The 9,431-nt window shown below is 59.4% G+C and carries 6 protein-coding genes and 3 pseudogenes; 6 read left to right on the forward strand and 3 right to left on the reverse strand.

The window, feature by feature from the left end; translation table 11 throughout:
• Nucleotides 1-160: 160 nt before the first annotated feature.
• Complete coding sequence (locus AWB75_RS32520) at nucleotides 161-748, reverse strand: UbiX family flavin prenyltransferase (protein ID WP_061128105.1); 588 nt, start codon at nucleotides 746-748, stop codon at nucleotides 161-163.
• On the reverse strand, nucleotides 745-2,088 hold the full coding sequence (locus tag AWB75_RS32525; protein WP_061128106.1) for a UbiD family decarboxylase: 1,344 nt from the start codon (nucleotides 2,086-2,088) through the stop codon (nucleotides 745-747). The genes AWB75_RS32520 and AWB75_RS32525 overlap by 4 nt, the downstream gene beginning before the upstream one ends.
• 277 nt (nucleotides 2,089-2,365) lie before the next feature.
• Between AWB75_RS32525 and AWB75_RS32530 the strand changes: the two genes are divergently transcribed.
• The 6 genes and pseudogenes from AWB75_RS32530 to AWB75_RS32560 all read left to right on the forward strand — a co-directional run.
• On the forward strand, nucleotides 2,366-3,517 hold the full coding sequence (locus tag AWB75_RS32530) for a helix-turn-helix transcriptional regulator (RefSeq protein ID WP_087087114.1): 1,152 nt from the start codon (nucleotides 2,366-2,368) through the stop codon (nucleotides 3,515-3,517).
• Nucleotides 3,518-3,668: 151 nt separating this feature from the next.
• Nucleotides 3,669-5,093: an aldehyde dehydrogenase family protein gene (locus AWB75_RS32535; RefSeq protein WP_235012345.1), complete on the forward strand. Its 1,425-nt coding sequence runs from the start codon at nucleotides 3,669-3,671 to the stop codon at nucleotides 5,091-5,093.
• Nucleotides 5,094-5,799: 706 nt separating this feature from the next.
• A complete protein-coding gene (locus tag AWB75_RS39225; RefSeq protein ID WP_061128108.1) occupies nucleotides 5,800-6,243 on the forward strand; it encodes an MFS transporter in 444 nt (147 codons plus the stop codon).
• Nucleotides 6,150-6,569, forward strand: coding sequence for an MFS transporter (locus AWB75_RS39230; RefSeq protein ID WP_200823067.1), 420 nt, complete (start codon nucleotides 6,150-6,152; stop codon nucleotides 6,567-6,569). The genes AWB75_RS39225 and AWB75_RS39230 overlap by 94 nt, the downstream gene beginning before the upstream one ends.
• 101 nt (nucleotides 6,570-6,670) lie before the next feature.
• Nucleotides 6,671-7,673, forward strand: a pseudogene (locus AWB75_RS32555) (MFS transporter); the annotation flags it as partial.
• 119 nt (nucleotides 7,674-7,792) lie between these two features.
• Nucleotides 7,793-8,365, forward strand: a pseudogene (locus AWB75_RS32560) (transposase); the annotation flags it as partial.
• 283 nt (nucleotides 8,366-8,648) lie between these two features.
• On the opposite strand, the pseudogene AWB75_RS32565 reads toward AWB75_RS32560, so the two are convergent.
• Nucleotides 8,649-9,356, reverse strand: a pseudogene (locus AWB75_RS32565) (IS110 family RNA-guided transposase); the annotation flags it as partial.
• Nucleotides 9,357-9,431: the final 75 nt, after the last annotated feature.

Genomic DNA, 9,431 nt, shown 5'->3' on the forward strand with positions numbered 1-9,431 from the left:
GCAAAGAAATGGGCTGCACGATTATCGTGCGGCCCATTTTGCTTTACGTTGCGCTTGCGGCCCGCACCGCTATTGATTCAGCATGCGGCGAGCGGCGGCTGCGCTTTGGGTATGTTTGTCGCTACGTACCAGCGCCCTCCATCGACGTGCAGGCGCGCGGTCAGCTCGCCTTCGTCAGCCCCGCCCATCGTGCGTACGCGTCCGACTCATTGATGCCGAGCTGATCGAGCACGCGCTGAACCGTGTAATCAACTAGTGCCTCGATGCTGTCAGGCTTGGCATAGAAAGACGGCAGCGGCGGCATGATGACGCCGCCCATCTGCGTGACGAGCGTCATGTTGTTCAGATGCGCGAGCGTGAGCGGCGTTTCACGCGCGAGCAGCACGAGCTTGCGCCGCTCCTTGAGCGTGACGTCGGCGGCGCGCGTGACGAGGTTGTCGTCGAGGCCGTGCGCGATCGCCGCAAGCGTCTTCATCGAGCACGGCGCGACCACCATGCCGTCATGCTGGAACGATCCGCTCGCGAGCGTCGCACCGATTTCACCGGGCTCGTGCCATTCGCTCGCGAGTGCGCGTACGGCCGTGCGTTCGAGCGTCATCTCGTCGTGCAGCGTGAGCCAGCCCGCGCGCGAGACGATCAGATGGGTTTCGACCGCGCGCTCGCGCAGCGCTGCGAGCAGGCGCACGCCATAGATGGCGCCTGTCGCGCCCGTGATCGCAACGACGATGCGGGGACGGCGCGGTTTCATCGAAATGCTCGCGGATTGAAGTGCGGCAGGTAGTCGTCAAGTACGATCGTGTCGACGCCCGGGATGGATTTGCGCTCGAACTCCGCTTCGCGTCCCCACGGCATGGTGGCGTCGATGGCAAGGCGCCCCCAGTGGTCCTTGTGCGGATCGCGATAAAAGCCGGGCACGTCCGGAATCACCATCGTGCGTGTGTCGGCGCGCCCCCGCGTGAGAAAGGCCCAGATGACCTCGTTCATGTCGTAGATGTCGACGTCCTTGTCGACGACGATGCACAGCTTGTTGTAGTCAAGATGCGAGCCGAGCGCGGCGAGCAACGCGTGCTGCGCGTGACCGTCGTATTGCTTGTCGATCTTGATGATCGTGTTCATGACGGTCGGCTTACAGGTGACGTCAAGCACGCCGCGCACTTGCGCTGACACCGCCTTGTAGATGCGAGCCGCGGTGGCGGCCTCGAGCGGGCGCAGGTCCTCGTCGGAGCCGCAAACGAGGCCGTGAAAAACGGCGCCTTCGCGCCAGCCGACATGCGTTACTTCGAAGACGTGGTTGTCGCCGACTTCGACGTAATAGCCCATGAATTCGCCGAACGGCCCTTCGGGACGCCGCTCGTTCGGCAGGATGCGGCCTTCGATCACGATCTCGGCTGCAATCGGAATGTCCAGGTCGAGCGTGAGCGCGCGGCGCATCGCGAGCGGGCCGCCGCGCATCGCGGCCGCGAGTGCCAGCTCGTCGCCGTCGGGTGGCAGGGAGACGCATGCGCTCATGAACAGTTCGGGCGCTGCACCGATCAGGATCGCGGCTTCCAGCGGCTCGCCACGTGCCTCGGCGCGCAACTGGTACTGCGCGAGGTCGTGGCTACTGCCCAGACGAATGCGCAGCTCGGAGTCGGAGACGACCATGGAGCGGTGAAACGACAGGTTCGGCACGCCGCTGTCCGGGTCCCTCGCCAGAAAGATGCCGGACGTGATGTAGGGCGCCCCGTCGCGCTCGTGATAGGTCAAAATCGGCAGATCGGACAACGTACCGGTCACCCAGTCGGAGGGCATCGCAACGAGTTCGAACGTGTTGTCCATAGTCGAGGCGAGCGAGATTTCGCGATCGAGACGGGCACAGAACGTTTCATCGGGTGCGCAGCGGATGATCTCGCGCAAGCGGTCATGATCGCTGTACAGATTGAGCAATACAGGCAGCTTGCTTCCGCGCACGTTCTCGAACAGGACGGGCTTGGTGTTTTCGCGTTGAAGCCGTCGCGCGACCGCAGCCGCTTCGAAGCGCGGATCGACTTCTCGTGTGACGGTCAAAAGGTCGCCGCGCGCGCGCAGGCGGGAGAGGTAGTGTCTCATCGTGAGCAAATCCGCGAATCGTGAATGAAAGCGCCCATGCCGCATGAAGCGGCGGCACGCGCTGGTGCATCTCTTATAGCCGACGAATAAGGGCCGAAGATTCGCAAAAACGCACAAAAATTAGGAATTGGGTTCTTTTTGCCGTGCCCGCAGCGTCGAGCAGCACGCGGCGCCATGCTTCCGGCGACGGATGGCGTGTTTGATGGCACATAATGAAGCGCGCGAGGCGAAGAGGAAGACAGCAGCGCCGCCGCGCGGCTATTCATAGGGAGACGCAATGACGAACGACCATACGGGGCTCTTCAGAAACGCGCTGGCGGGGCCGCAGGCACGCCTAACGGAAGCGTTCTATCAATTGCGGGTGCGTCCCGACTGCGTGAGCGTGCCCGAGTTCGGCCTGTACGGTGCGATCGTCTCGGTACCGGGCGAAGCGGAGGAGGGCGCCTGGAAGATGGCAAGCATCCGCGACGATATTTTTCTCGTCGTGTCGGACTGCAACTACGCGCACAGTCGTTCTGAGAACGTCCTGCCCGAAGGATTCATCGAGTTCCACTTTTCGCTCTCGGGTCCCGCGAGCGTGGATTTTTCGGACGCGGGTCAGTTGCACGTCAACGCGCCCAACCTGCTCGTCTGCGTCCAGGGCACCGACGTGCAATATCAGGTGACCTGCGGTCCAGGACCGTGGCAGTCGGTGGGCATGTACGTGGCGAGACGCTATTTCGACCGCCTCGCACACGCGCTCGGCGGCGAGGCCGATAGGATCCGCTCCGAGCTGGCCACGATCGGTCACGACCAGATCTACAACCGTCAGATGCCATTCAGCGTCGAGGCGTTGCAGATTGCCGAGCAACTGCTCGCGTCGCCCTATCACGGCGCGCGGCAGTTGCTCTATCTCGAAGGCAAATGCACGGAGATCCTCTGTGCCTGCATCGAGATGTGGCTTGCGCATCTCAACGAGGACAAACCCGGGGAGACGCTTTCCGCGCGCGATCTGCGGCTCATCGAGCAGGCGCAAAAGATCATCGTGTCAGACTTGCGTGTTTCGCCGACCATCCCGGAGCTGGCGCGCGCAGTCGGCACCAACTCGTCGAAGCTAAAACGCGGCTTCAAATTCCTGTACGGCATGACCATCTTTGAATACGGGCATCGTTGCCGCATGAATCATGCGTTGCGGCTGCTTGTCGACGAACGGTTACCGGTAGGACAGGTCGCGCTTGCAACCAGCTATCAGCATCAAACCAGCTTTACGGCGGCGTTTCGTGACTACTTCGGGTTCGCACCGAAGGACGCGCGCCGGCTTGCGAGCCCCGCGATCCAGAAACACGAAGCACCGGTCGGCGCGGCGCCGCTTGTGCCCGAGGGCGCGATCGATGCGAGCGCGTCTTTGAGGACGCAATCCGCGAGAACCCAGAACGTGGGCAAGCCATGAGGTGCGCGCGTCACATTGGATCAAGGCATTCAAATTTAGGAAATCGGCCGCATCGTCCGTGACTCGCCGCCATGTCAGGACGTCTGTTGATAGCATGGACTCACCCCAATGCCACCCGGCCTTCGAGGCCACCGATCAACAGACCGGAAACATGATGAAGTCAATTCAGGTACGCAATCCGCGCACGGGCGAGCACGATTACGAGTTCGCATCGGCAAGCGCGCAGGACGTCTCAGCCGTGATGGCCGAAGCACGCCACGCACAGCGCGCGTGGGCGGCGCTCGGACTCGAGCATCGCGTCAAGGCGCTTTCTAACTGGGCCCGCCAGCTCGAAGCGCAGGGCCGCGATATCGTCGCGGCGCTCGCCGTCGATACCGCGCGTCATCGCATTTCGGAAGAAGAACTCGACGCCGTGATCCATTTCATTCACGGCTTCTGCGAGGCCGCCCCCGAAGTGCTGGCGACGCCATTCCGCAAGCTCGACGCGCATCCCGACATCGTTTTCAAGGTAACGTACGCACCCTATCCGGTGGTGGGCGTGATCAGCCCCTGGAACTTTCCGCTCGTATTGTCGTTCATTGATGCGATTCCCGCGCTGGTCGCAGGCGCGTCTGTCGTCATCAAGCCGAGCGAAGTGACGCCGCGCTTCGTGGAACCGCTGGTCCGTTCGATCGACGCGGTCCCGGCGTTGAAGGGCATCATCAATCTCGTGCGCGGCGAAGCGGAGACCGGCGCGGCGATCGTCGCACAGGCGGATGCCGTCGTATTCACGGGCAGCATACCGACGGGCCAGAAGATCGCGGCGGCGGCGGCTCAGGCGTTCATTCCCGCGTTTCTCGAGCTCGGCGGCAAGGACGCGGCGGTCGTGCTCGAAGGCTCGGATGTCGCGCGCGCGGCTACCAGCATCTTGCGCAGTGCGCTATATAACTCTGGACAAGTCTGTTATGCGATCGAGCGCGTCTATGCACATGATTCGCTGCACGATGCACTCGTCGCGGAACTTGTCGCTCAGGCGAAAACGCTCGAGCGCAGCCACGCCGCGGGCGATGGCGGTCACTACGGTCCGATGATCTTCGCGCGACAGGCCGCGATCATCGACGCGCAACTCGATGACGCCGTGGCGAAGGGCGCGAAGATCGTGCTCGGCGGCAAGAGCGAGACGGTGAACGGCGCGGTGTGGATCGACCCGACGATCGTGACCGGCGTGACGCACGACATGTCGCTGATGACCGAGGAGACCTTCGGACCGATCGTGCCGGTGATGCGCTTCACGGACGTCGACGAAGCCGAGCGGCTGATGAATGACTCCATGTTCGGCCTGAGCGGCGCGGTGTTCGGCCCCGACACGCACACGGCGGGCGATTTCGCGACAAAGATGGAAGCGGGCGGCGTGAGCATCAACGACACGGAACTCCCGCGCGTGATGATGTTCGCGGGCGAGAAGACTGCTTTCAAGAAATCCGGTATGGGCGGCTCGCGTTACGGCTCCACGAGCATCATGCGATATGTGAGAAAGCGCGCGCTTCTTGCCAACGAAGGCGACGTGCCGCCGCTCGATAAACTCGCGGAGGTTTGACGCAGCGTTTGCCTGCTTGGCAACATAAAGTAACAAAGCAGCCGTCCGACGGGCTTGAGCTTCGATCGTCGAGCCCGTGCACGATTACAACGGCCACTGAAAAACATCGCAGCAATTTATTTCTGCACCGCGAGCGGCACATCTGGACGCCGGAGGCTGCGCCTCGCATTGCCCGAATTTATACCGGCCGCGCGCGCCGCGGCGAGCTTGTGGATCGCTGCGTCCTTCCGCCGGATCCTTACCCAGGAAGAAGCGTCGTACTGCCGCATCATTGACGGTGAAGACGAGGGCTACGGTCGCGCCGCAATTTCCTCACTGCCCCAAAAAGCGGAGGGCCGTCGGGGATATACCGTAGTCGCGTTTTTTGCTTCTCCAGGTCGCATGCAATGGCCAACGGGCACGTGAGGAACATCCGGTCACAATTTCGAAGTTAGCAGCAGACCAGACCGCACGTGCTCTCTGTGCCGTCCGATCATGCTCGCTACTGAAGCGGGTAATTCGCTCTCATGGTCGGCCTCCGCATCAATGCGGCGCCTCGCGAGGAGGCTTCGGCCGACACCTATTTGCAGCGGAAACAGACGCCAAAAATGGATTCGGATGTAAGGCCGATCCGAGTGTTGTGCGTGCTGTTGGCGGTCGGCGAGCATAGTCTGATACGTTCGAATCATACAGCTGGGATGAAAGATATGAGACAGGACACGACAGCATGAACTCGACGACGAGCGAGTGGCACACGGCAGAGGAGCGCCGCAAGTCTCGAATGGTGGTGTTAGGAGCGTCACTCGGTACTGTGTTCGAGTGGTACGATTTCTTTCTCTATGGAAGTCTCGCTACTTATTTCGGAGTCTGGTTTTTCCCGCCTGAAAATCAAATGGCTGGCCTGCTTGCGAGTCTGGCGACGTTTGGAGCAGGGTTCGCGGTACGCCCACTGGGTTCGCTTGTTTTCGGAAGACTGCGCGACATAGCAGGTCGCAAGAACACCTTCCTGTTGACGATCATCATCATGGGAGTCTCGACCGCCGCAGTGGGTTTTCTGCCGACTTTCGCTCAAATCGGTTGGACTGCGCCTGTGCTACTGGCCATCCTACGCTTGCTACAGGTACTGGCAGTGGGAGGCGAATTTGGAGGCGCGACCGTCTACATAACATAGCCGAGCATTCTTCACGGCGTGACCGGGGCTACAAGACGAGCTGGATTCAGGTTACGGGATCCGCGGGTTTCCTGCTGGCTACCGTGGTCATTTTTGCCGCGCGCGCGCTAATCGGTCCGGAGGCATTTGCGAATTGGGGCTGGCGTGTGCCGTTCGAGTTTTCTCTGATCCTCCTGGCCGTGTCAATATGGATCCGCTTCAAACTCGACGAGTCGCCGGTCTATCTAAAAATGAAGGCCGCCGGACAGGTTTCGAAGGCACCGCTTACGGAGACGTTCGCAGAACCGCGCCACCTCAAGGATATGTTCATCCTCGGCTGCAAGTGAAACGAGAACGAGTCATTTAGAGCTTGAACCGCCGAATTCTGATACGAGTAAAAGTGCAAGCGACATTTTGCTGCGCATTCGCTAACAATGTAGGAGACAAAATGGCTACCGCCCGACCTTATGCGGCCGATTATCAACCGACGACAAATGGGTCGCTAATTGGACACGTCACAACGCCTTCTGAAAATGGAGACATCTCCGCCCGTCTTGATAGATTGCCAGCCACGCGTTCAGTATGGAAATTGATCGCAGTACTCAGCCTAGGATTTTTTTTCGAGCTCTACGATCTATTATTCAGTGGATACATTGCTCCAGGCCTCGTTAAAAGCGGAATACTAACTGCAACGACGACGGGACTTTTTGGAACTTCGGGCGTCGCGAGCTTTATCGCTGCTTTATTCACTGGTTTGTTCGTAGGGACATTCGCGTGCGGATTTCTCGCGGACCGCTTTGGCCGGCGCGCCATCTTCACATACGCGATGTTGTGGTACGTCGCGGCTAACACGGTTATGGCGTTCCAGACGACAGCGTTTGGACTCAATGCATGGCGCTTCGTTTCGGGAATTGGGATTGGTGTTGAGTTAGTTACGATTGGCACCTACATGTCGGAACTCGCCCCGGAACATCTCCGAGGGCGTGCTTTCGCCGTCTGCCAGGCAATCGGCTTTTCCGCGGTACCTATTGTCGCGTTTCTTTCATATCTCTTGGTGCCGCTTAGCCCCTTCGGGTTCGATGGTTGGCGGTGGGTCGCTTTGATCGGCGGCGTAAGTGCTCTCTTCATCTGATGGTTCCGATATGTGGAAGCCTCCCGACCGAAGCCGCACTATCATGTTGCTCATCTTCCATATTTTCCAAGCCATTGGTTTTTATGGATTTGCAAACTGGGTCCCTACCTTGCTCATCAAGCAAGGGATTAATGTGACCCACAGCCTGCTATTTACCACGATTATCGGTCTGGCAGCACCGGTTGGCCCGTTGATCGGATTTTGTATTGCGGACCGAATTGAGCGGAAACATGTAATCATGTTTATGGCAGGCGTCAATATTGTATGCGGACTACTCTTTTCTCAAGTTAGCGCTGCTTCAGCAATCATCGCGTTGGGCGGAGATATGCTCGAAACTGGTGTACAGGGGAGTTGAGGCGGGAGATTGAAGGCGGTGGAGGTTTTAGCTGAGAATCTGATTGTCGAAGTCGGAAACCAGCAAACAACAAACCATCCACCATGATCAAGTTTACGGAAAAAACGGTTGTCGGTCTATCAGAAACCGGACTGGGCCTGGACGAATTAATCCGTCACGGAGCCCGTCAGGTGATTCAACAAGCGATCGAAGCAGAGCTGCAGACGCTGCTGGAGCGGTTCGAAAACGTCAAGACGTTGCACGGACAACGCGCGGTGGTGCGCAATGGCTATTTGCCGGAACGCGAGGTATTGACGGCGGCCGGCCCGATTACGGTGAAGGTCCCCAAGGTTCGCGATTGCTCAGGATCAGGAGTGAAGTTCAATTCATCGATTGTGCCGCCGTATGTGCGCAAGTCGCCGCGTGTGAGCGCCGCGTTGCCGTGGCTTTATCTGAAGGGCATTTCGACCGGTGACATGAGCGAGGCGTTGAGCGTGCTGCTGGGCGAGGATGCAAAGGGCTTGTCGGCGAACGTGGCGAGTCGCCTGAAGGCCCAGTGGGCCGACGAACATGCGAATTGGAGTCGACGTGATCTGTCGATGTCGCGCTACGTGTACTGGTGGGTCGACGGTATTCACACCGGGCTGCGAAGCGAAAATTCAGATGGGCAATGCCTGTATATGAACGCGTCCCGTTTGCGCAAGAGTTTCGTGAGTTCCAACATCGACAGGATGGGTTGCATCTGTATATCCGGCCTTTAGTGCAGCTGATACTGCCGCTGCTGGCCCCGATGAAATCCGCTGACTCACGCCTCGTTGCTGGTGCGAGCTCGAAGCTCGGCAGGCATTCCAGGTTTAGCGAGTCCCGGTCCGACCTATCTTGTCATCCCACACGATTACCCGACGCAACCTTTCCACCTTCAGCTTGTGTCGAACGTTGATTTTCTACCGCGTACCCCTATCAGACTGGTTTCACGCTTACGTGCCCTTTCTCATATGGCCGGTCATGGGCGAGCACTGCCCAGATTGTTCGCGCCATCTTGTTTGCCAATGCGATCACCACCACGTTTGGCGGCCGTCTTTTTCTCATCTGCTCGAGCCATGGACCAGGTTCTTTCGCATGCGTCAGCACGGATCGCGCGCCGTGAATCAGTAGCGTGCGTAGGTAAGTGTCCCCCCTTTTGCTAATCCCGTGCAAGGTCACCTTGCCGCCCGAGCCGGTCTGTTTTGGCACAAGTCCGACCCACGCGGCAAACTCGCGCCCCGATCTGAACGCCTTCGGATCGCCGATCATTGCAGCTGCCGCCGTCGCCGTCAGTAGGCCCACGCCCGGGATCTCGATAATCGCCTTCACCGCCTTGTCCTCCTTCTTCCACGCGCCGAGTCGCCTTTCAATGGTCTCGATTTCACCGTCCAGCTCTTCGATTCGCGCCCACTGTTCACGTAGCGTATCTATCAGGACCTTCGATAGGCGCTCTTCGACGCGCGCAAGCGCGTCGGGGATTGATTTCGTTAGCGCCAGCCGACCTTTACCCATCACCTCGCCGAGCTCGGCCAACATTCCGCGAAGACCGTTGATCTGCATTGTGCGGAACTTCACCAGTTGTTCCCGCTGCCGATGCATCATCAGTACCGCCTGCTGCATCTCGGTTTTTATTGCCACTGCCTTATTGAGTTTTACTAAATCCATGACAACCGATTCTCGGCTTGAGCGTTATACGATCATCGCCTTGATGAGGGATGA

Origin of the sequence: Caballeronia catudaia (genome assembly GCF_001544755.2) — a bacterium.
Lineage (GTDB): Bacteria > Pseudomonadota > Gammaproteobacteria > Burkholderiales > Burkholderiaceae > Caballeronia > Caballeronia catudaia.

Excerpts from the sequence above, each read along its gene's own strand:
- AWB75_RS32530 (WP_087087114.1), top strand. The coding sequence starts at position 2,366 with ATGACGAACGACCATACGGGGCTCTTCAGAAACGCGCTGGCGGGGCCG.
- AWB75_RS32520 (WP_061128105.1), bottom strand. The coding sequence starts at position 748 with ATGAAACCGCGCCGTCCCCGCATCGTCGTTGCGATCACGGGCGCGACA.
- AWB75_RS32525 (WP_061128106.1), bottom strand. The coding sequence starts at position 2,088 with ATGAGACACTACCTCTCCCGCCTGCGCGCGCGCGGCGACCTTTTGACC.
- AWB75_RS32535 (WP_235012345.1), top strand. The coding sequence starts at position 3,669 with ATGATGAAGTCAATTCAGGTACGCAATCCGCGCACGGGCGAGCACGAT.
- AWB75_RS39225 (WP_061128108.1), top strand. The coding sequence starts at position 5,800 with ATGAACTCGACGACGAGCGAGTGGCACACGGCAGAGGAGCGCCGCAAG.